This window comes from Bacillus sp. SIMBA_154 (genome assembly GCF_046536015.1).
Classification (GTDB): Bacteria; Bacillota; Bacilli; order Bacillales; family Bacillaceae; genus Bacillus; species Bacillus pumilus_P.
The window spans coordinates 1-271 of the sequence record NZ_JAWJBV010000274.1; the positions used below are offsets into that span (position 1 = coordinate 1).

Genomic DNA, 271 nt, shown 5'->3' on the forward strand with positions numbered 1-271 from the left:
TCTTCAGGCATCACACGCGCAAACACATCGAAACCCGATAGCGCGGCCCGGTTGAATCCATCACCGTGCGGACCGGGCTCCGGGCGCAGTCCGACGTCTCGCGCAATAGCGGTCGCCGTCGCGGCCGAGTCGCCCGTTACCATGACCGTTCGTACCCCCAGATCGCGAAGCGACGCGATCAGGCTTGCTGCATCCTCGCGAGGTGGATCGCTGAGGGCGATCAGACCGGCCAGGACGGCTTGCGTGGCAGCGGCTTCCACCGCAACTGCGA

1 protein-coding gene is annotated in these 271 nt (G+C 66.1%); it reads right to left on the minus strand.

Annotation, left to right across the window (positions count from 1 at the left end; translation table 11 throughout):
* On the minus strand, positions 1-271 hold a 271-nt coding region (locus tag R0K30_RS22025), incomplete at both ends, for an HAD family hydrolase (protein ID WP_410612977.1).